Source organism: Collibacillus ludicampi (genome assembly GCF_023705585.1).
Taxonomy (GTDB): Bacteria; Bacillota; Bacilli; order Tumebacillales; family BOQE01; genus Collibacillus; species Collibacillus ludicampi.
On record NZ_BOQE01000001.1, the window covers coordinates 3,932,040 to 3,952,345 of the forward strand.

The window sequence follows — 20,306 nt, forward strand, 5'->3', positions numbered from 1 at the left end:
CCAGTCTGCCGCACATAATGAATCTTGTGTTCAACATCATGCGGGATTTTACAATGAAACGGAGGATCGTTGACAGATGTCCAGAATCGTTCGCTGTGAAGCAATCACTCCGACGCATACGCCTGTACAGGGCAGTCATGAACTTTTCCGTTACGCTCTCTTCGCTAACAAATCGCGAATCGCTTTTTCCAATGAATCATGTTGAAATGTATAACCCAATGCTCTTAATTTTTCAGGCAAAACTTTTTGCCCTTTTAGAACGATCTCCGACATTTCACCCAATAGCAGACGAAGGAGCGATTCAGGAACGGGGAGCCAATGGGGGCGACGCATGGTTTTTGCGATCATTCGGCCAAACTCATCCATCCTTACAGGTTGAGGAGCAGTCAGATTCATCGGTCCGTCAATCCTTTCATCCGCTATACACCGTTCCAAGACGCACGCCACATCATCGATATGAATCCAGGAAATCCATTGTGTTCCATCCCCAACACGTCCACCCAAGAAAAAGTGATACGGCGCGATCATCCGCGGAAAAGCTCCTCCATCTCTCCCCAGCACAACCCCTAGTCGTGCTAATACCACACGGGTCACATCACTTGCTCGTTTAGCCGCGTTTTCCCATTCTCTCGTCACCGTTGCCAAGAATCCTTCCCCTGCTTCCGCTTCTTCCGTATAAGTAGCCGACCGTGAAGATCCGTAATAGCCGATGGCAGATGCATTGACAAAAACACTGGGTTTCATGGGTACCTTTATAATGGCGGAAAATCGCTTGTGTCAGATCCACCCTTGAATGCAGGATCTTTTTCTTTCGGGCATCGGTCCATCTCCCGGACTGAATCGATTCACCTGCCAGGTTAACTATCGCATATGGGCTGTTTATGTCGGCCAAGATCTGGGCGATCTCTGATGGACGATAGACAAAACAGCGACCGTAATCGACATGCTGATCTTTGCGAGATGCGATCCATACGTCGTACCCGGATTCATGCAAATGACGGGATACATGGCTTCCTATAAATCCAGTTCCGCCGAACAAAATCACTTTCATGTGCGACACCTGCCTTTTAAATCCTCTTACCTCCAGCCTAACACTCGTTTTACCGAGGAGCAAGCGGCGCCCTCCATTCAGCCAACAAGTTTGCCCTCTGAGACTACGACTTTTCCCTTCTTAATCACCGTATCGACGTGATTGATGCCAAAGTGATACGGAAGATAAGCTAGATTGGAAGCGTTATAGATGACGAGATCTGCCTGTTTTCCTGTCTCCAAACTGCCAACAACGTCCCCCCTCCCGATCGCATATGCGGCATTAATCGTCATCGCTGTGATCACTTCTTCCGGCGTCATTCCTAAATTCAAACATCCGAGAGTCATCACGAACTGTAATGACTCCGTGGGCGAACTCCCTGGATTGTAATCGGTCGATAACGCGACGGGCAAACCCATTTCGATCATCTTGCGGGCGCGGGCGTGGTTGTTCGCTCGCAAATTGAAAGAAGTTGCGGGAAGACACACGGCGATTACACCTGCACGTTTCATCGCATCCAACCCTTCATCGGTCGCCGCCAGCAAGTGTTCGGCGGAAATACACCCTAATTCGCCCGCAAGTTGTGCGCCTCCCAATGGCTCAATTTCATCCGCATGAATCTTGATCCCAAACCCCATTTCTTTGGCCGCCGACAAAATCTTTCTCGCTTCCTGTACCGTAAATTCGCCCTGTTCACAAAACACGTCACAAAACTCGGCGAGACCCTGCCGCTTCACTTCCGGAAGCATCTCCTCTACGATCAAATCTACGTATTCTGAAGAACGTCCCTTATATTCCGGAGGAACCGCATGAGCTCCCATAAACGTTGACACGATTTCGACAGGATGATGTTCATTGAGACGTTTCGCGACACGAAGTTGCTTCAATTCGTTTTCCAGATTCAGTCCGTATCCGCTTTTCGCTTCGACCGTTGTAGCCCCAAACAACAACATCAGATCAAGGCTTTTCCGTGCTTTTTCATAAAGCTCGTCTTCCGTGGCATTGCGTGTAGCTCGAACCGTACTGAGGATTCCTCCTCCCATTGCAAGGATTTCGAGATAGGAAACTCCTTTCAATTTCAATTCCAGTTCATGTTCGCGGGAACCGGCATGAACCAGATGGGTATGCGGATCGATGAGACCGGGAGTCACAAGTCGCCCTTGTGCGTTCAATTCTTCACGAACTGATAGACCTGAGATTTTTCTGCGTACGTCTTTTTCCTCACCAGCGGCGATTATTCGTCCATTCGCAATAGCGACAGCACCATTTTCAACCATTGAAATTTCCGACATTTCATGGCCTTTGCGTGGACCTTTTTTCCCCTGCATCGTGACCAGTTGACCGATATGATAAACCAGCAAATCAATCTGATTCGCTTGCATATGAACCTCCCCGTAACGTCTGGCGGCCTGACACATCTAAGGCCGCTCAGATGGAATGAGTTACTATATGGACAGAATTAGATATCGAGCATCGGTACGCGTACACCTTTTTCTTTCGCCGTTTGTATCGCAAGATCATACCCTGCATCCACGTGTCGAATGACTCCCATACCCGGATCTGTAGTAAGCACGCGGGAAAGACGTTCTTCCGCTTCTTTTGTCCCGTCAGCAACGACTACCATACCGGCATGCAGAGAGTATCCCATGCCGACACCACCCCCGTGGTGAACTGAAATCCATGTAGCCCCTGCCGCTGTGTTGATGAGAGCATTAAGGATCGCCCAGTCGGCCACCACATCGCTTCCATCCTTCATCGCTTCCGTCTCGCGGTTGGGAGATGCCACGGAACCGCAATCCAAATGGTCGCGTCCAATGACGATCGGCGCGGAAATTTCACCTCTTCGCACAAGCTCATTGATGGCTAAGCCCATTTTCACGCGCTCACCGTACCCAAGCCAGCAAATGCGTGCAGGCAATCCCTGAAACGCAACTTTTTCTCTCGCCATCGTTATCCAGCGGCGGAGATGTTCATTCTCGGGGAATAGTTCCAAAACCAGTTCATCCGTTCTATAAATATCCTTCGGATCACCAGATAATGCCGCCCAGCGGAACGGCCCTTTTCCTTCACAGAAGAGGGGGCGAATATAAGCAGGAACAAACCCCGGAAATTTGAAAGCATCTTTCACGCCTTCGTCAAAAGCGACCTGACGTATATTGTTTCCATAATCGAATACGACCGCACCCATTTTCTGCAGATCCAGCATCGCCTGAACATGAACGGCCATCGAATGTTTGGCCAAACGCACGTATTCTTGTGGGTTTGATTCACGCAACTTAGCTGCTTCTTCAAGAGAATAGCCCGAGGGAATATAACCGTTCAACGGATCATGTGCTGACGTTTGATCTGTGACGAAATGGGGAACGACTCCTCGTTTAACAAATTCCGGGTAAATCTCTGCCGCATTGCCGACGAGCCCAATGGAAAGCGGTTTGCCTTGTTTTTGGGCTTCCCTTGCCAACTGGAGCGCTTCGTCAAGATCATTGACCATCACATCGAGATAACGCGTATCGATGCGTCGTTGAATCCGCTTCGGATCCACCTCAACGCAAATGACTACGCCCTCGTTCATCGTCACAGCAAGCGGTTGAGCCCCACCCATTCCGCCAAGCCCCGCCGTCAATGTCAACGTCCCTTTTAATGTGCCCCCCGCGTGTTGACGGGCAGCCTCAGCGAACGTCTCATACGTACCTTGCAAAATCCCTTGGGTACCGATGTAAATCCAACTGCCAGCCGTCATTTGACCGAACATCATCAAGCCGTTCTTTTCTAATTCACGGAAGGTTTCCCAGTTCGCATATGCGGGTACAATCACGGAGTTAGAGAGTAAGACGCGCGGTGCAAACGCATGCGTTTTAAAAATTCCGACCGGTTTTCCCGATTGAATCAACAACGTTTCATCCGCTTCCAAATGTGTTAAACATTCGACAATCTTATCAAAACATTGCCAGTTCCTTGCGGCTTTTCCTATCCCCCCGTAGACCACGAGATCTTCGGGACGTTCCGCTACTTCCGGATCCAGGTTATTCATTAACATGCGAAGTGCAGCTTCTTGTTGCCATCCTTTTGCTGTCAATTTCGTACCGCGCGGAGCACGGATCGTACGCTTGGCTTGAACGGTCATTGTTCTACTCTCCTTTTGCTGTCTTTATGATGAAGATAAAATTGTGAAACCAGCCGACCGGCCGTATTCAACTTAACCCTGTTGCTTTTTGATTCATTAGCAACATGCATACGGATTACTGTTTGCCGCGTTTCATAATTCCCGTAAGGAAGGTTAAAATCACATGGAGCCCCATACGGACAGTTGCCTTGCGAGGATCCTGCAAAGGATCGATACAGACGATATCGAATCCCTTTACTTTCGGGTGTTGCCCCAATCTGAATACGGCTTCTAACAGTTGCCAGGAAGTCATTCCGGACGGCACCATTGCAGGTACGCCAGGAGCGTATGCTTGATCGAGAACATCCATATCGACCGTCACATAGATCGCTTCCGTCCCCTTATCAGCAACTTCCAGCGCCTGATCGATAATCGAATGGATCCCCTCCAGCGCCACCTGTCTTGCTGTGAATTGAGTGATTCCCTGGGCGGCTGCATACTCCCGATACGGCTTGGAATTTGCGAAACTGTGAATCCCGACTTGTGCGATTTGGCACCCTTCCACAGTTCCCGATTCGATCAAGCCGCGGATGGGCGTACCATTCGTCGGCCCTCCGTCTTCCAAATTTCTGACATCCATATGCGAATCAATTTGTACGATTCCGACTTTTCCACCAAAACGTTTCTTAAACGCTTTTACAGAAGGGCAGGTAATCGAATGATCTCCTCCTACGATCAACGGAAAAATTTCAGGTAACGTTTGATATAGATGGGTTAATCCCTGTTCGATATTGATGTGACACTTGTACAAATCCGTTACATGCATCTGAATATCTCCCATATCCCGAGCATGCAACTCTTGCAGATCCACATCATGATCGATGTTATATGTGGTAACCGTTGTGAACAATTCACGCATTGCATTTGGCGTCATGGACGCGGCTGACACGCTAATCGATGTTTTCGAAAGGGGGATACCGATAAATCCGATACCAACCGCTTCTTCTCCATCCCACGGAAGCAGCCATTGAGCGACTTTGGTTTCGAACCGATCACGCCAATTGGAGCGGCGTATGATTTCCGGTGGATTGAGAAACTCGATTTTTTTCAAGTGAAAACACTCCTTCAGGTATGAGACTCACTCAAACTCAAAAGTCGATGATTAAACATTCACTTACATTGCTGGCGGATGGTGCCGCATGTTCTCTTCTGAAAGCCTTCTCTTCATCGGATAATAATACAGGGCAGCCGGTATGATCATCCCGACAATCCAAGCGATATCCGCACCGTTCAGATATTTTGCGACAGGGCCAACAAATAGCTCTGTATTCATGAACGGGAACTGTATGAGAATTCCTAAAATATATGAGCTTATTGCGATCCAGTTCACTCTCCCATATTCTCCGTTCGGATCAAAAATAGCCTGAATGTTGTAATCTCCTTTACGCAAGAGATAATAATCCACTAAGTTGATCGCAGTCCAAGGAACCATAAAGTACAAGAGAAGCAGCAGAAACTTCGAGTAATTTTCCAAAAAGTTCCCCTGACCCCAAATGCCCACGATCGTACCGACCATCGAAACGATCAGGATAAAAATCACGCGTGTTCCCGAAAAGACCTTCCAATTCGCAAACGCACTGATCGTTGTTACAACAGACATGAAGCCACCATATAGATTCAAAGTGTTGATGGCAAGAACCCCAAGCACGATCAGAATATATGTCAGGAATGAAACTCCAGAGCCGGACAAATTCCCGAAATATCCAATCATATTTTCGGATTCCTTGGGTGCAACCAACGCCGCGAGAGAACCGAGGATCATCATCCAACTCGAGCTGATCACCGAACCGCAATAGGTGTACCAAAACGTCTCTTTTAATGATGTATCAGATGGTAAATAACGGGAGTAATCTGCTACATACGGAGCGTACGCAATCTGCCAAGTCGCCATTATGGAGAGGACAAGCAGGAATGGCCCCCATGCAAACGCCGGCAGATTGGTATTCGCTTGAATCGGTTGTGATAACAAACGGATGGACAAATACAGAAACAAAACGAAAAACAGATAAGACACAACCTTTTCAAATTTGTGAATAAAATCATACCCGTAAATGACGAGCAAAACCGCCAACATGTTCACGATGATAACGCTTACATTTTGCGGTACGTGAAACGCGGCGGAAAATGCCTGAGCGCCAAGAACCCCGCTCGTTGCGAAAAATCCTACATACATAATGACGACCAGAATGAGAGGAAGTACGGCACCGACGACCCCAAACTGGGCCCGGCTTTGGATCATCTGAGGGATGCCGAGCTTAGGCCCTTGGGCGGAATGATAAGCCATGAAAATACCCCCGACCGCATTTCCGAGAATGATGGCCACAATCGCAGACCACAGATTGAGTCCGAGAGTAATCGCAAGTGCACCTGTAACGACCGTAGTAATCTGAGCGTTCGCAGAGAACCAGATGGCAAACAGATTGCGTGCGCTCCCATGCCTCTCAGATTCCGGTATGTAGTCGATACTACGCCTTTCGATCTGCATGTGAATCCCTCCTTAACCTGAGAAAAGAACGGTTATTGATTATTTAAAACATTCCGCCTGCTTATCTTTATCATACGGGGATCCGGTTGTTTTTTCTTGCGCAGAACTTGCGGAAAACTAGCACAATCTTGCTGAGCGGTAGGCGGTCGGGCTGTAACGCGTATATTTCTTAAACATGCGACTGAAATAGTTGGCATCTTCAAATCCAACCCGATATGCGACCTGCTGTATAGTTAAATCTGTCGTTTCCAGAAAGTGAATCGCCTTTTCGATTCTTGTCTTATTCAAAAAATCCAGGAAACTCATTCCGGTTTCTTTTTTAAACAGGTGGCTAAAATGGTATTTACTCAGACAACAATATTGTGCGATTTCATGTAAAGAAATTCTTTTTTGATGGTTCTCTTTGATATATCGGATCGCCTGGCGAATCACGGGAGAAACTGCAAACATATGGGTACTCGCCACCTGTTCCGTCAACTGTCTCCCGTATTCGCATACTTTTTTCACAAAAGTATCGTAACGAACCGTATGATATAAATCTTGGATAAATCGGGCATTCTCAGACAAAATGGTCGCAGCACTGACGCCATACTCCAGAACCAGGCGGGACATCATCATTACCAAGTCAATCACTTCCGATTTAAACATATCTACGTTATGTTTATACGCTTGCGCCATTCTTTCCAAGAGAATTTTTAAATAAGCGACGGTTCCCTCTTCATCCCCGATACGAACACGGGCCAGTAATTCCGCCTTCTCTTCTTGAGAGAGAGGATCTTTCCAATGATCTCTTACGTTTTTCTTTTCATACTGGAATATCAATCTGTTTCCCTGAAAAAATCGATCAATCATCGAGTTTTTTGCTTCCGCAAACGAGTAATGAAGCATAAGAGGATCTTCATAATAGGTTCCAATTCCAATGGATACGGAAATCTGTTTTCGATCGGCTGATTTTTGAATACGTCTAGCCATTTGAAAGATTCGTTCCCTGATGTTTTTTCTAAATCTTTCTTCGTTAGGAAGTTCCAATAGGACAGAGAGCACTCCTTCTTCGATCCAGACCCATACGAAGGGGACATGCAAAGCTTCATGTACCGCATCGACCAAACTTCTACCAATCTCTATTTTCCACGTTAAAGGTTTGCCAAACGCCAATTCTGGATATCTGTCAATCGAGACGAGCATGACAAGCTGCGGACGTACATCAATCCTATACTTCCGCTGCATATCAGAGAAGGTTCCTTCATGAACGAGTGTTCCGGACAATAACAAATAACAAAAAGCGGCTTGCGCAGGATCAAGTTTCACGATGTACACCCCCATATGTTTGCAAGTGTTTACTTATATGGATCATTCCTTTAATCAACATCGATTCTCTGAAAACAGGTTAACAAACAGAAACATAGATACTTACTCGCACTTGTACGTACACATATGAAAACATATAATCGTTCCAGGATGTAGTCATTCATTGCAAAAAGAAGGAGGATTTTTCCGTGAAAAACAAAGTAATCCTGGTCGCTTCCGACAAATTCGGAAAGGGAGATGAAGGCTTAGGGGAAACAGTAATGGAGACTTTTTTCGTGCTTTTGAAACAGAAGGAAGAAAAACCTGCGGCTATTTTTTGCATGAACCGAGGAGTATTTACATTAACGAACGATTCCCTCGTCGCCCCCCATTTAAAAGAATTGTCTGATGCAGGGGTTCCTGTTCTCGCTTGCAAAACATGTGTCGATTATTACCAATTGGAAGGTCGGCTTTACACAGGTGAAATTTCCGGAATGAATCACTTTATCGATTTGGCGAGTAAATATGAAGTTTTCACCATTTCCTGACCATTAGGTCTTCCCGGTCTCGGAATTTTTTCTCTGATTCAATAAATAGAACCGTCATCGCTTGCGGCAATGACGGTTCACCTGAATATTGAAAGATTGCTTGACAGTAGCTTAGCCCAAGATTATCATCAGATCTCCCGTTTCTAGACGATCTCCCTCTTGAACCAGGATTTCCTTCACAACCCCGTCAATCGGCGCTTGTACTTGCGTTTCCATTTTCATCGCCTCGGTGATGATCAGGTGCTCACCTTTCTTCACCTTATCTCCCTTCTCCACAAGTACTTTGACGACGTTGCCTGACATCAGCGCCCCGATTTGTTTGATATCTCCCTGATCGGCTTTTCGGCGGACAACTGTTGTTACATTCGCGGATTCATCGCGAACGACCACCTCGCGGGGCTGACCGTTAAGTTCGAAGTAAACGGTACGTGTTCCGTCCGGATCAAGACCTCCTACACCGATCAGCTTGATCATCAATGTTTTTCCGTCTTCGATCTCAACCGTAATCTCTTCCCCCGGACGCATACCATAGAAGAACGTTGGCGTATCAAGGACAGAGACATCGTGATATTTCTCGAAGTGATTCATCATATCAAGGAAAACCTGCGGGTATAAGGCATATGACACCAAATCGCGCTCTTTAAGCGGGCGATTGATTTTCTCTGTAAGCGTTTTACGCGACTCATCGAAATCGACCGGCTCCAGCATTTCACCCGGGCGGCATGCGAGCGGTTCTCTCCCTTTAAGGACGATCCGCTGCAGCCATTCAGGAAATCCTCCCGGCGGCTGTCCCATATAGCCCATGAAGAAGTCAACGACCGACGCAGGAAAATCGAGCGTTTCGCCTCGTTTGCGAAGCTCTTCTTCCGTCAAGTTGTTCTGCACCATAAACAGTGCCAGATCGCCGACCATTTTGGAAGATGGCGTAACTTTAACGATATCTCCAAGCATGCGGTTCACTTCTGCATATGCTTTCTTCACTTCTTCCCAACGATCCCCGAGACCCAAGGATTCCGCTTGTTGTCTAAGGTTTGTATACTGTCCGCCCGGCATCTCATGCAGATATACATCCGCAGTGGTCGTCTTTAACCCTTTTTCGAAGGCTTGGTAATATTCGCGAACCACTTCCCAGTAATCGCTTAATTTCTGCAACTCTTCAAGATTCAATCCTGTCGCACGCTCAGACTGTTCAAGCGCGGCCACTAGGGCGTTCAGACTGGGTTGTGAAGTGAGACCTGACATCGAGCTGATCGCGCAATCTACAATATCGACTCCCGCTTCAGCCGCCATCAGCAGAGTCGCTACCCCGTTACCGCTCGTATCATGCGTATGCAAATGTATAGGTATGCCGATCTCTTCTTTTAACGCCTTGATTAAATGATAGGCGGCATACGGCTTCAACAGGCCCGCCATGTCTTTGATGCCGAGGATATGGGCTCCTGCCCTCTCTAATTCTTTCGCCATGTTGATATAATACTTCAGATTATATTTTTCACGCCGCGGATCCAGAATGTCTCCCGTGTAACAGATCGTCGCTTCCGCCACTTTGCCGATCGAACGAACCGTATCGATGGCAACGGTCATATTCGGCAACCAGTTCAAGCTATCGAAAATGCGGAAAACGTCGATTCCGTATTTTCCTGCTTCTTCGATAAACTTCTTGACGACATTGTCAGGGTAATTACTATACCCGACCGCATTCGCACCACGGAGCAACATTTGAAATAAAATATTCGGGATTTTTTCGCGCAGTTGCTCCAGCCTTTCCCACGGATCCTCCTTGAGGAAACGCATGGACACGTCGAATGTCGCTCCTCCCCACATCTCGAGGGAAAAGAATTTGGAACCGATTTTGGCGGTCGCTTCCGCGATTTGCAGCAAGTCATAGGTTCGAGCACGCGTCGCGAACAGTGATTGATGCCCATCACGAAATGTCGTATCCGTGATTAACACGCGTTTCTGATCTTGAATCCATTGGGACAGCCCGTCCGCGCCAAGGCGATCCAAAAGTTGTTTTGTTCCTTCCGGGGTAACGGAATCAAAAGGAAACTCCGGAACAACGGCTTTCTTAAAGAACGGTTTCTTTTCTTTCTTCGACATCCCCGGGCCCACATTGACTGTTGAATTGGCAATGAACTGTAATAATTTTGTCCCCCGATTCAATCGTTTCTTAAAATTGAATAGTTCCTGACGCTTCTCAATAAATGAAGTATCATATTCCCCTTTAAGAAAATCAGGATGACTTACAACATTTTCGAGAAACTGAAGATTCGTTTTCACGCCACGAATTCGGAACTCCTGAAGGGATCGCTTCATTTTTGCCGCCGCGTCGTTAAAATCGATCGCCCAGCTAGAGATCTTTACGAGCAGAGAGTCATAATAAGGCGTAATCCGTGCTCCGGTGAACCCGTTTCCTCCATCAAGACGAATTCCGAAACCGGATGCCGAACGATACGCCAGAACTCGTCCCGTATCAGGCATGAAGTTATTTTCCGGGTCTTCCGTCGTTACACGGCATTGAATCGCATATCCGCGCTTTGTCACCGCTTCTTGTGAAGGAATTCCAATTTCTGCAGATGAAAGCAATTGTCCTTCCGCTATGCGAATCTGTGCGTGTACGATATCCACTCCGGTAATCAGTTCGGTGATCGTATGCTCCACTTGAATCCGCGGGTTCACTTCGATAAAATAATAACTCCCGTCTCTGGTCAGCAAAAATTCCACCGTTCCCGCGTTTTTATATCCAACTTTACGCATCAACTGAACAGCTGAATCACAGATTCGGTATCTCAAATCTTCATCGATGAAGGATGGGGCTACCTCGACCACCTTTTGATGACGCCTTTGAATCGAACAATCTCTCTCGAACAAATGAACGACATTTCCGGACTGGTCAGCAAGGATCTGGACTTCGATGTGTTTCGGGTTTTCCAAAAATTTTTCCATATAAACGCTCGCGTTGCCAAATGACGCCTTCGCTTCCGATGAAGCACGCGCAAAAGCTTCCTCCAGATCGGCTTCATTGCGGACGACGCGCATGCCTCTTCCGCCACCGCCCGATACTGCCTTGATAATCAAGGGAAAACCGTGTTGCTTCGCAAATTCTCGCGCCTCTTCCAGTGATTCGACCGGCTCTTCTGTACCCGGAATGACGGGAACCCCTGCCTCGATCGCCACGCGTCTCGCAGACACTTTATCGCCAAACATCTCCAGATGTTCAGGAGTGGGTCCGATGAAGACGATTCCATTTCGCTCACACGCTCGGGCGAAATCTGCGTTCTCGGAAAGAAATCCGTATCCGGGGTGAATCGCGTCACATTCATTCTTCTTCGCGATCTCGATAATCCCGTCGATATCCAGATAGGCTTCGACTGGCCCTTTATCTTCCCCGACCAAATAGGCCTCATCCGCTTTATAACGATGAAGAGACAAGCTGTCTTCTTTTGAGTAGATGGCTACCGTACGGATCCCCAGTTCTGTACAAGCGCGGAAAATCCGAATGGCGATCTCCCCCCGGTTTGCCACCAAAATTTTTCTAAACCTTCTTTCTTTTATCATCGGTTTCTCTCCCCCTCTTTCACGACAACGATTCATGTCTGATTCATGAGTCGTTTTATTCAAGACTCATTATAGTCAAAAAAAATTTATTTTTCATCTATTCATCTTAGAAAATTCAAGAATTCGCATAAATATTCTTTGTTATGATCAGTCAATCTTTGTCCCTTGCTGTAATTCTCAAATGTAATGTGTATAGGCAACTATATATGTTTTTATTATGAGAACGGGTGCAAAGCTTTATGTAGCGAAAGAACGATCAACTTTTATCCGACAGTTGCAACACTCCCAAGACGCGTAACCGTGTATTCTTCCAACACACGATACCCGAAACAAAAGCTTAGAAAAACCGTTTTTTATACAAAATCACCTCTTCTCAACACCATTCACTAATATGTGATATAATTTCTTCTATGATTTATGAAGTCGGTGAGGTGTATCATGAAAACGCCTTTTAAGGTGCGTAAAACTTACGAAGAAGTAGCCGATTATCTGCGCAACCAGATTGTGTCCGGTGTTTACAAACCTGGGGAACGTCTTCCTTCCTTGCGAGAATTGGGGGAAATGTTGGGGGTGGGACAATCCACCATACGGGAAGCGATCGGCTCCTTGATAACGATGGGTCTCGTATCGATCCGGCAAGGAGAGGGAACCTTTGTCACGCAATTTGAACCGGAGGAATTGCTGGCAATGCTTGAATCGATACGCCCCGTGACGAAACAGGATATTATTTCACTACTGGAAGTGCGTAAAATCATTGAATCAGGGATCGTTCGTTTGGCTGCGGAACGGCGGACAGAAGAGGATTTGCAATTCATCAAAAAAGCGGTTGAAGAATTAGAAGAAGCTCACCGTTCCGACATACGCAACAAGGGGGATCAGGCAGACTGGGAATTTCATTTTGCGATCGCCAATGCGTCACACAATGAGATTCTCGTATCGATGATGCATTCGATTTCGGAAATCATGAAACGCACAATGAAGCTTGCTCGTCAAAAGATCTATGAGATGCCTGGCGTACCGGAAAGGTTACTGCAGGAACATCTGGATATATATAAAGCTATAGAATCTGGAAACGGAGAGCAAGCAGAAAAGATGCTCTTAGATCACCTTCGCAGAGTAGAAACGATTATGGTGGAACAATCGAACGCAGAATCCGCCGAATCGTGATCTTCCAAATTTGTATGCCAGATCAAAAGAAAACCACTCCATGTTAGAGAGTGGTTTTTGTTTACCATCAAGCCTTTTCCCTTTCATGGCTTGATTCTTCTTCATTATTATTTATCTTCCACAACGATGTAAGCGGTTCGAACAGGACCATGTACACCAACGATCAAGTTCATTTCGATATCCGCACTGTTGCTCGGCCCCGAAATAAAATTTATACAAGACGGAAGTGCTTCTCCGCGCTCCACTCGTTTGTGGATTTCGTGCGTAGCTTGTGTCATCCTCGGGACGATGGTGCTTTTAGGTACGATCGCAATATAAGATTTTGGGAGCAAGCTGACGGAACGTCCTTTCCCACTTCCGCTAAATAGGACTACCGTACCGGACTCCGCCAATGTGATATCGCTAAACGTGATACCGATGTCTGCTTTCTCAGCTATTTCGATGTTTCGAACGCCGATTTCGGGGTCCCACACATGAGTGCAGAAACGTTCCCCATTTCTGAAATACTGAATGTAATTCGTATTCGTCAAATCGCGGATCGTCCCAAATGACGACAGATTGTCCCTCTAATTCCTCGATCGTTTCAAATAGAACTTGCGGCAATGTCTCGGTTGTCGCCATTTTGAAAAGTGTATGAATCCGCGCGCATTGTTCTTTCAACTCATTGACCAGTTCATCCTGTGTATACCCATTGTATACCTGCCACTGAGGGGTGAAACTGTAGTGAGGCCTTATCACTCCTTTCGTTCTCCGGTTCCTTCCCAGTTTTTCGGCGATACGATTTAAAAATCTTTCTTGATTGTAGATGGCCATGATTTTCCCTCTCTTTTTCGACGTTTTTTAAACCAATCCCGAAATGACTCTCTACTCGGAGCTGGAAAGTCACGTATATCTGTCCATGGTTTCATCGGTCCCGGGCCTTTTGTTATCATTTCGTCTTTCGTAAACGGCCCCAGAACACCGGGTACTACTTTTTCTCCGAGAGCAAACATCCTGGGAGACCGTGCAGCCAAAGCAAATCCTTTCATGGCAAGCTTTTCCCCAAAAGATGATTTTCCTTCATCCTCGACAATTCTCCTTCGATGTCGTATCAGCAATTCGTGCAACGGAATTTTAACAGGACACACTTCCGTGCATGCGGCACAGAGGCTTGACGCATAGGGGAGCTCTTTGTATTCTTCGTAGCCGCCAAGAAGGGGAGTTAAAACCGCTCCGATTGGTCCCGGATAAATGGAACCGTACGAATGTCCGCCAATATGACGATATACAGGACAAACATTAATACACGCCGCACAACGGATACATTGAAGAATACTTTGAAATTCTGTTCCTAAAATATCGGATCGACCGTTATCTACAATGACAAGATGAAATTCTTCGGGACCATCGACATCCCTCTCTCCTTTTGGACCCGTTAATCCGGTCACATAACTTGTCAACTTTTGTCCGACGGAGCTTCGACACAGCATACTCACGAGAATGTCGAGTTCTTCCCAAGTCGGTACAATCCGTTCCATTCCCATGACTGTAATTTGGGTTTTCGGGATTGTCGTACAAAGACGGGCGTTACCTTCATTTGTAACAAGGCTAATGGTCCCTGATTCTGCAATCGCGAAGTTGCAACCAGTGATACCGATATCCCCCGATAAAAAGATCGGGCGCAGTTTTTTCCGTACAAACGCTGCCATCTCTTCCGGTTTCGACGAACCCTTATATCCGACATGTTTTGCAAAAGCTTCACGGATCCTCTCCCGATCTTTATGCAAAGCCGGTACGACGATATGTGAAGGGGCATCATGGTCATCGACCTGAAGGATAAACTCCGCGAGATCGGTTTCTATCACTTCGCAACCCATTTCTTCTAATGCCATATTCAAACCGATTTCTTCAGTCACCATCGATTTTGATTTTATAATTCTTTTTCCATTTCTTTTTCTTACGACGCTTTTGATATAGTCATTCGCTTCTTCCGCCGTTTGTGCAAAGAAAACATGTCCGCCCGCCTTTTCAACATTCTCGCTGAGTTGCATCAAGTAGTAATCTAAGTTTTCCAGTGTATGTACACGGATTTGCTCAGCAAGTTTTCTCCATTCTTCCCAGTTACCCAGTTCGTCGATTGCTTGTAACCGTCGATTGCGCAGTCCGTCTTGCGCAGAACTTACAGCCGTTCGCATGAACGAATCTTTGATGCCTTTCTCTACTCTCTCGAAAAACGGTTCATCTCCAATTTGAATCGACATCGTAACACACCTCATCCTCATTATCTTTGATTCAACACTTCTGCTATGTGCATGACTTTGATGGGCTTTCTTTTCCGTTGAAGCCGACCTCCAATATTCATCAAGCATCCACAATCGGCCCCGATTAAAAGATCGGCTCCCGTCTCTTCGATATGACGAATTTTCTCATCCACTATCTGTTCAGAAATAGGAACCATTTTCACTGAAAAAGTACCTCCGAATCCACAGCAATCATAGGCATGTGGAAGTTCAGTCACATGGAGACCCCGCACGTGATGTAACAGTTTCATGGGTGCATCTTTGACTCCGAGAAGTCGTATCATATGGCATGATCGGTGGTACGTCGCGTTCGCCTTAAGGCTGGAGCCTACATCCTCGACCTTTAGTACATCGACCAAAAATTGAGAAAATTCATATGTTTTATCTGCAAGTACTCTCGCCTTCTCCTTCCATATGTGATCATCTGCAAATAGCTTCTCATATTCATGAAACATCATCGCACAAGAACCAGACGGTGCCACGACATATTCTGCATGTTCAAAAGTACGGATCATGTGTTTGGCAATCTCTTTTGTTTCATTCTGATAACCGCTGTTATATGCCGGTTGTCCACAGCATGTCTGTTCCGTTGGAAAATCGATTTCACATCCAAGTCTCTCAAGAACTTCCACTGTAGCTTTTCCAACTCCAGGAAAGAATACGTCATTTAGACATGTAATGAATAAGGAAACTCTCATCAGGAACTCTCCCTTCTTTCTTGTTCGGGTGATATAATCATCAGATGACCATATGATAACACAAAATCTCATCAATTTAAAAGCCAATCTTTCTTTTCTCACTTGGAAGAGGAGACGTTAACTTTGTTTCGTTTGGACATACGATTTTCTATGTTCATTTTTTAAAAAAATTACAAAAAACGAAGGCTTATTTGCCTCCGTTTGTAATGAAAAGTCGGATCAAAGGGGAACGAATTTCGTCTCCAACTATAAAACTTTTTGGAACGACCGGTACATGTGTACGTAAATCGTTATATATCACTCATTTTAAGGTTCGGTTATCAACCGTTAGGCTGTCATGCCAGCTTCAATAAGGGACTCGTTTTCATTTAAAAGGTAATATCCTCTTCCTCAATTTCGGCGAGATCATAAGTAATACCAGACTCTTCTTCATGAACAAGCTTGTAGAAGTAATTCAGATCTTCAAAACGAACCATCGCTTCATCCTCACCCGTTACGAGAATGAATCCTGATTCTCTGCCAAAGTTATAAACGGAAAGCACACTTTCCAAATGCTCCCCTTCCGGGGTAACAATGTCTCCAACAAAACGTCTATTTTGGCTATCAACGATTTTAAACATCGTATCATCTCCCTTCTGATTTAGTTTAGTGATGTTATCCCGGAGATGACACTGTTTCCTCAAGATTTTATTTTCAAACCCTTTGCTGTCAGTAAGAATGATGCAAAAACTTAACCCTAATGCTTAGAGCATCAGGGTTTTTCGTTCTTCTCCCTAAATGGATTACGAACGTCCTTCACCGCGTGGGCGAAGTTCATGAAGTAACTTCGTGAGTGCCCTTTTCTCAATGCGGGATACATAGGAACGGGAAATCCCAAGTTCTTCTGCAATTTCTCGTTGTGTTTTCTCATCCCCGTCGGGTAATCCGAAGCGTCCGCGAATGACTTCCTGTTCCCGTTCATCCAAGAGAGACAGACGTTCATGGATCTTGGTTTTCTCCAATTTTAACTCGACTTCGTCAACCACATCATCCGTATCGGAGCCCAGAATATCTATCAATGTGATTTCATTACCCTCTTTATCTGTACCAATCGGGTCATGTAAAGATACGTCTTTACGCGTTTTTTTTAGAGATCGCAAATGCATGAGGATTTCATTCTCTATACAGCGAGCAGCATATGTTGCAAGTTTTGTTCCTTTATTCGGTTGAAAACTTTCAATTGCTTTGATCAAACCAATCGTCCCGATCGAAATGAGGTCTTCGCTGTCTTCTCCCGTATTTTCAAATTTCTTAACGATATGAGCGACAAGTCTGAGATTATGCTCCACAAGAACGTTGCGTGCATCTTCGTTTCCTTCACTCATCAGTTGTAAGTATTTTGCCTCTTCTTGTTCAGGCAACGGCTGCGGAAACGCGTTGTTTTTAATATAGGAAACAAAGAGCGTCAGTTCCCGAATCAGCAAAGCCATCGCAGCCAGGAATCCGGGCATGTTGTTCTGCCACCTCCACCCGTCCACATTTGATAACGTTCCGTGGTTCAATATATGAGGATGGCATGGGCATTTGTGCCTGTCTGAATAAAAAGGGTTCGTCTTTCACATGGATTCCGTCATGCATGTGATCCGCCCGTTATCGATTCCTATTATAATAAATGGATTCTATTCCAATAGACTTTGTCCATACCTTTCTTATTCTCCTGACATAAAATAAATCACCTCAGTAAAGGAGGGATGGAAATGCCTCGTCGTAGAATGGTCATTACTCTCAGACCGGGTCAAAGTATAGTGGTTCGTTGCGATCCTATGCGTCGAGATCGTGAACGTGAAAGGGAACGAGAAAAAGAACGTGAAAGGGAACGTCGTCGCCGTCGCCGTCGTCGCCGTCGTATGCGCCGCCGTTGATGGTAAATAAGTGAGCACCTGTAGGTTACAGGTGCTCTTTTATTTGAACCCTTCGATTTGCGATGATTGCTACCGACAAAACTTCCGATCGTTTTGCCTTCATTTTTGCAGGAGTGTTAATGCCTGATGACTGAAAGGCAACAAGTTCCATGCTTCTTATAATGGAAGATTTGCGCAATAGAAAGAATGGGTAATCCTTTTTTTCTGATGTACCATCAGACAATCCAACGAAGTGATTTCAATATCCGCTTCACCGCTTCTTTCTTCGACATTATTTTTCTCCACACTCAACCCTTTAAGGTGTCTCATTTTCATTTTGATGGTTCTAATAAATGAGAGCATGTTATACATTAAGTAGTGGGTAGACCCAGACAAAAACCCTACTCCATAGAAGTGGTGTACCGGGTATGACTGAGATGGACAAGCCGTGAAAAACCCCGATAAATCAATGATATTCACCTATCGCTACCCGAGCTATTCTGAACGAATTGGGGACGTGGTGACGAGTTTAGTCCCCAATTCGTCCCCAACCGTCACCACAAAAACAAATACCAACTCCATCGTTCTGAGGAGTTGGTATGTACAAAATTTATTAATAAAAAATAGATCCCACCGAGAAGAAAGCCTTGAACTACGAGGATTCAAGGCTTTCTTAATTTTAACTTCAGCATATCCCTTGCATACTTAATTGCTCATGATCTTCCTCATACCAGTTGAGTCCGATATACTGTGTAAAAATGGTTCAGTGATCTAGAAAAAATTGAGCCATTTCGCTTCCTCTTTGGTAGAATAAGGTTGCCGACCAATCTACTTAGGAGGAATGGAAAATAGCTTTACCTCTAAATGCGACAAGAGCTCCATCAGAAGTATCTCCTATCTTAGTAGCCCCTACATCTACTGCACATACTGGACAGACATTATCTTGGAAAACAAAATCACGTATGTCATCGTCATAATAAAGTTGTTCATCAATAATTTCTCCATAATTAAGATCAGAGTTAGGATCAATTGGCTCCATCTCCTCTGGAGCAACAAAAGATCCTGTTAGATGATCAACATGTGGTTTCAAAAGCTCCCCCAATACATTTTCAAGTTCTTTGTCCAATAGTTCATTATCATTTGGACTATAAGACATAAAACTCCCCCTTTAATTACAATATACAATATATATTCATTTACCTTTTGGTATTTTCCTTTAAAAATTTTGAACTTTTTTAGCCTCAGACATTATTATTACCTAATTCTGTAACGCGTTTGTTAACACCGACCTATAATTGACCCAGAAACGCCGAAAAAGGAATGACCCACTCCCGTCGAATATATCCTCTTGAAAATGTTGCCAAATATTTCCATGGAAAATGCGGACAGTAAGCTACAGAACACCACGCACAAAGACAAAATAAAATCGCCGGGGTGGGTCATTTTTAAACCGGCGAAGGTGGGTCAATTATATCCCGGCCTTGACATCTGGGCGAGTTCTTGGTCTACCTTTACCAGGTCCTTTAGCCTTTCCACGTTTCTCCTCAAGCCCCTGAATTCCCTCAGTTTCAAAATGTTTAACCCATCGGCGAACCATTGAATGTTCAATGCCTAATTCTTTTGCTATCGTCTTATACCCCATACCCTCTTTCATGTACAAATCCACTGCTTTTTTCTTAAACGCTAAATCATAAGTTTTTCTCATTTTCCCCATATAAAAATCCCCTCCATAGTAGACAGATTAGTATGCTTTCTTTTTTCTGTCTACTATAAGGGGATCATATCAATCGTAGGGTCCCTTTTTTATTTCATCTTTTTTTCTGTGGTTTGAATGAAGGGATATTACTAGGAAGACCGACCCTCATAAAGAATTTCGCATAAGCTTGCGAAAGATGCTCTTTATAAGGTGAAACCAACCTTCTCCTTGGAGTCCCTCTACTTACAAAGTCAACCACATATTCAAACGGTAAAGTAAATACATTTCTGAAGTCCAAGATACCAATTTCTCGACGATGAGAAGGTTCGTCACACTCAGCAATCATGTGATATTTATGCTGAAATCCATTTCTTATGCTTTCTAAATTATTACAATCATTAAATTGTTGATAATGTTGCTGCATCACACTTAGAGGTGTCACTGGAGTAACCTGAATCCATGGAGTCTTTTTATTTTCCAAATCACATGATTGCGTAAGAATAACCACATCATAT

The 20,306-nt window shown here is 45.2% G+C and carries 16 protein-coding genes and 2 pseudogenes; 3 read left to right on the forward strand and 15 right to left on the reverse strand.

What is annotated here, in order from left to right; genetic code table 11:
* Positions 1-150 precede the first annotated feature (150 nt).
* The 7 genes from DNHGIG_RS20025 to DNHGIG_RS20055 all read right to left on the reverse strand — a co-directional run bounded on the left by DNHGIG_RS20025 (position 151) and on the right by DNHGIG_RS20055 (position 7,986).
* Positions 151-711, reverse strand: coding sequence for a TIGR01777 family oxidoreductase (locus DNHGIG_RS20025; RefSeq protein ID WP_282201490.1), 561 nt, complete (start codon positions 709-711; stop codon positions 151-153).
* Positions 608-1,051, reverse strand: a complete 444-nt coding sequence (locus DNHGIG_RS20030; RefSeq protein WP_282201258.1) for an NAD-dependent epimerase/dehydratase family protein — start codon at positions 1,049-1,051, stop codon at positions 608-610. The genes DNHGIG_RS20025 and DNHGIG_RS20030 overlap by 104 nt, the downstream gene beginning before the upstream one ends.
* Positions 1,052-1,128: 77 nt before the next feature.
* Entirely contained in the window at positions 1,129-2,412 is a 1,284-nt protein-coding gene (gene hutI / locus DNHGIG_RS20035) for an imidazolonepropionase (protein WP_282201259.1), read from the reverse strand.
* Positions 2,413-2,489: 77 nt separating this feature from the next.
* Entirely contained in the window at positions 2,490-4,154 is a 1,665-nt protein-coding gene (hutU, locus tag DNHGIG_RS20040; RefSeq protein ID WP_282201260.1) for a urocanate hydratase, read from the reverse strand.
* A 115-nt stretch (positions 4,155-4,269) separates the two neighbouring features.
* Positions 4,270-5,244: an agmatinase family protein gene (locus tag DNHGIG_RS20045; RefSeq protein WP_282201261.1), complete on the reverse strand. Its 975-nt coding sequence runs from the start codon at positions 5,242-5,244 to the stop codon at positions 4,270-4,272.
* A gap of 63 nt (positions 5,245-5,307) precedes the next feature.
* Positions 5,308-6,678 carry a purine-cytosine permease family protein gene (locus tag DNHGIG_RS20050; protein WP_282201262.1) on the reverse strand — a complete coding sequence of 457 codons (1,371 nt, stop codon included), beginning with the start codon at positions 6,676-6,678 and terminating at the stop codon, positions 5,308-5,310.
* A 117-nt stretch (positions 6,679-6,795) separates the two neighbouring features.
* Entirely contained in the window at positions 6,796-7,986 is a 1,191-nt protein-coding gene (locus tag DNHGIG_RS20055) for a helix-turn-helix domain-containing protein (RefSeq protein WP_282201263.1), read from the reverse strand.
* Between the two features lie 188 nt (positions 7,987-8,174).
* On the opposite strand from DNHGIG_RS20055, the gene DNHGIG_RS20060 reads away from it, so the two are divergent.
* Complete coding sequence (locus DNHGIG_RS20060; RefSeq protein ID WP_282201264.1) at positions 8,175-8,513, forward strand: DsrE family protein; 339 nt, start codon at positions 8,175-8,177, stop codon at positions 8,511-8,513.
* Between the two features lie 111 nt (positions 8,514-8,624).
* Here DNHGIG_RS20060 and pyc read toward each other — a convergent pair whose 3' ends face one another.
* Positions 8,625-12,068, reverse strand: coding sequence for a pyruvate carboxylase (gene pyc, locus DNHGIG_RS20065; RefSeq protein ID WP_282201491.1), 3,444 nt, complete (start codon positions 12,066-12,068; stop codon positions 8,625-8,627).
* A 441-nt stretch (positions 12,069-12,509) separates the two neighbouring features.
* Here pyc and DNHGIG_RS20070 point away from each other — a divergent pair, with 441 nt between their 5' ends.
* Positions 12,510-13,238, forward strand: a complete 729-nt coding sequence (locus DNHGIG_RS20070; protein ID WP_282201265.1) for a FadR/GntR family transcriptional regulator — start codon at positions 12,510-12,512, stop codon at positions 13,236-13,238.
* A gap of 107 nt (positions 13,239-13,345) precedes the next feature.
* Here the strand turns inward: DNHGIG_RS20070 and DNHGIG_RS20075 are convergent.
* The 5 genes and pseudogenes from DNHGIG_RS20075 to sigK form a co-directional block, all read right to left on the reverse strand.
* Positions 13,346-14,051 (reverse strand): annotated as a pseudogene (locus DNHGIG_RS20075) (LutC/YkgG family protein).
* On the reverse strand, positions 14,021-15,478 hold the full coding sequence (locus DNHGIG_RS20080; RefSeq protein WP_282201266.1) for a LutB/LldF family L-lactate oxidation iron-sulfur protein: 1,458 nt from the start codon (positions 15,476-15,478) through the stop codon (positions 14,021-14,023). The pseudogene DNHGIG_RS20075 and the gene DNHGIG_RS20080 overlap by 31 nt, the downstream one beginning before the upstream one ends.
* 20 nt (positions 15,479-15,498) lie before the next feature.
* Positions 15,499-16,215, reverse strand: a complete 717-nt coding sequence (locus DNHGIG_RS20085) for a (Fe-S)-binding protein (protein WP_282201267.1) — start codon at positions 16,213-16,215, stop codon at positions 15,499-15,501.
* Positions 16,216-16,583: 368 nt separating this feature from the next.
* Positions 16,584-16,835 (reverse strand): hypothetical protein, encoded by a 252-nt coding sequence (locus DNHGIG_RS20090; RefSeq protein WP_282201268.1) that lies wholly within the window; start codon positions 16,833-16,835, stop codon positions 16,584-16,586.
* Between the two features lie 162 nt (positions 16,836-16,997).
* On the reverse strand, positions 16,998-17,705 hold the full coding sequence (gene sigK, locus DNHGIG_RS20095) for an RNA polymerase sporulation sigma factor SigK (protein ID WP_282201269.1): 708 nt from the start codon (positions 17,703-17,705) through the stop codon (positions 16,998-17,000).
* 246 nt (positions 17,706-17,951) lie between these two features.
* Here sigK and DNHGIG_RS20100 point away from each other — a divergent pair, with 246 nt between their 5' ends.
* The gene (locus DNHGIG_RS20100; RefSeq protein ID WP_282201270.1) at positions 17,952-18,116 is read left to right on the forward strand and encodes a hypothetical protein; all 165 of its coding nucleotides are present in this window, start codon (positions 17,952-17,954) and stop codon (positions 18,114-18,116) included.
* Between the two features lie 811 nt (positions 18,117-18,927).
* Here DNHGIG_RS20100 and DNHGIG_RS20105 read toward each other — a convergent pair.
* Together DNHGIG_RS20105 and DNHGIG_RS20110 are read right to left on the reverse strand one after the other, a co-directional pair.
* Entirely contained in the window at positions 18,928-19,251 is a 324-nt protein-coding gene (locus tag DNHGIG_RS20105) for a hypothetical protein (RefSeq protein ID WP_282201271.1), read from the reverse strand.
* 330 nt (positions 19,252-19,581) lie between these two features.
* A pseudogene (locus tag DNHGIG_RS20110) lies at positions 19,582-19,809 on the reverse strand (transposase); the annotation flags it as partial.
* Positions 19,810-20,306 lie beyond the last annotated feature (497 nt).

Excerpts from the sequence above, each read along its gene's own strand:
- DNHGIG_RS20090 (WP_282201268.1), bottom strand. The coding sequence starts at position 16,835 with ATGTTTAAAATCGTTGATAGCCAAAATAGACGTTTTGTTGGAGACATT.
- DNHGIG_RS20085 (WP_282201267.1), bottom strand. The coding sequence starts at position 16,215 with ATGAGAGTTTCCTTATTCATTACATGTCTAAATGACGTATTCTTTCCT.
- DNHGIG_RS20070 (WP_282201265.1), top strand. The coding sequence starts at position 12,510 with ATGAAAACGCCTTTTAAGGTGCGTAAAACTTACGAAGAAGTAGCCGAT.
- DNHGIG_RS20105 (WP_282201271.1), bottom strand. The coding sequence starts at position 19,251 with ATGTCTTATAGTCCAAATGATAATGAACTATTGGACAAAGAACTTGAA.
- DNHGIG_RS20100 (WP_282201270.1), top strand. The coding sequence starts at position 17,952 with ATGCCTCGTCGTAGAATGGTCATTACTCTCAGACCGGGTCAAAGTATA.
- DNHGIG_RS20080 (WP_282201266.1), bottom strand. The coding sequence starts at position 15,478 with ATGTCGATTCAAATTGGAGATGAACCGTTTTTCGAGAGAGTAGAGAAA.
- DNHGIG_RS20050 (WP_282201262.1), bottom strand. The coding sequence starts at position 6,678 with ATGCAGATCGAAAGGCGTAGTATCGACTACATACCGGAATCTGAGAGG.
- hutI (WP_282201259.1), bottom strand. The coding sequence starts at position 2,412 with ATGCAAGCGAATCAGATTGATTTGCTGGTTTATCATATCGGTCAACTG.
- hutU (WP_282201260.1), bottom strand. The coding sequence starts at position 4,154 with ATGACCGTTCAAGCCAAGCGTACGATCCGTGCTCCGCGCGGTACGAAA.
- DNHGIG_RS20030 (WP_282201258.1), bottom strand. The coding sequence starts at position 1,051 with ATGAAAGTGATTTTGTTCGGCGGAACTGGATTTATAGGAAGCCATGTA.
- sigK (WP_282201269.1), bottom strand. The coding sequence starts at position 17,705 with ATGCCCGGATTCCTGGCTGCGATGGCTTTGCTGATTCGGGAACTGACG.